Origin of the sequence: Pseudomonas sp. NY15354 (genome assembly GCF_048068075.1) — a bacterium.
Lineage (GTDB): Bacteria > Pseudomonadota > Gammaproteobacteria > Pseudomonadales > Pseudomonadaceae > Aquipseudomonas > Aquipseudomonas guariconensis_C.
Genome location: NZ_JBLUPV010000071.1, coordinates 1 through 1,259, shown reverse-complemented (window position 1 = coordinate 1,259; position 1,259 = coordinate 1). Strand labels below are relative to the sequence as shown.

The following is a 1,259-nucleotide window of genomic DNA, read 5'->3' as shown; positions in this document are numbered from 1 at the left end:
TGTAGAGACCGGACACATCGCTGACACGTGTGCGGAGACATGGTTGACACATTATGGTCCGTAATCAGGTTTATTCACGTCGATGGTGCGCAGGCGTTGATGGCAAAAGTAGACATCGAACATGCCCGCACCGTCTCGCCCGGGGCGTATCGCTATGGTCTGCCCAACCAAGCCTTTTGCGATGCTGAAATAGCGTTTCTGGAAGCGAAAGCGACTGTGGTAAACCTTGGCCAGGACATCGTCCGGCCCATATTCAAATTCTTCAAGCTGATTTGGGTAGGCCCATGGGCTGGGGTGATATCTGGCCATTGGCACTTGATACCCCAAAGCCTGATGAGGGCGCTGTAAGTTGTAAATTTCCCGCCATCGGTCAAACGCCGTCTGAGCTTGCGCCAAGGTCGAGAACTGCCGCCCATCGAGTACTTCAGCCTTCAAAGAACGGTGGAAACGCTCAATTTTGCCATTCGTTTGAGGGTGGTACGGGCGACTGAAACTTATCTGTATCCCTAGTCGAATCAACCAAATGCTCAGTTCTGTAACCTCTCCAGGATTACGCGGTGAGCCCCAGGGAGCACCATTATCGACGTTGATTCGGACCGGTAGGCCGTAGCGCTGGAAAACCTCAGTCATCTTCTCCTTGACCGTCGTTCCTCGCTCGTTATCGCAAGCGTGAATAGCCAAATTGAAGCGGGAATGGTCGTCAAGAATGGTCAGCGGATGACACCGGCCTTGTTGCAGGGCGAAGTGCCCTTTGAAGTCCATCTGCCAGAGATCGTTGGGCGCATCGTGCTCAAACCTAAGCCGCGCCTCTCGCGCCTTCTCTGGGCTCTGGATCAGTTCATGGCGGTGCAACACGTTGGTGACGGTGCTGGGGGCAATACGCTTGCTCAGCAGGCTGCTGATTGTGCGTCCGCCCCAGGCCGGGTGCTCCTGTCGAAGTGCAACGACTTCTGCTTCCAACGCAGCCTCGGTCAAGCGAGGGCTACTAGCCGGCCTCCGAGATCGTTCTTGTAGAGCGGCCGAGCCACCTTGTTCAAAACGGCGCAGCCACTTGTATCCGGTTTGAGGACTGATGCTGAAGCGTCGGCATAACTCTCGAATATTGGCATCCGGTTGTCGCGCCAGGGATACGAACTCTTCTTTCAGGCTCATGGCGTTTCTCACGTTCCAAGGCATGGCGAAAATCCTGGCAAAGGGGGCTGCCGGGAAGTGTCAACCATGTCTCCGCACACGTGTCCACCATGTGTCCGGTCTCTACA

General features: G+C 55.4%; 1 protein-coding gene. It reads right to left on the bottom strand.

Annotated elements, in window-relative coordinates:
* Positions 1–51: 51 nt before the first annotated feature.
* Positions 52–1,176, bottom strand: a complete 1,125-nt coding sequence (locus tag ACNFCH_RS25825; protein ID WP_416744502.1) for an IS481 family transposase — start codon at positions 1,174–1,176, stop codon at positions 52–54.
* Positions 1,177–1,259 lie beyond the last annotated feature (83 nt).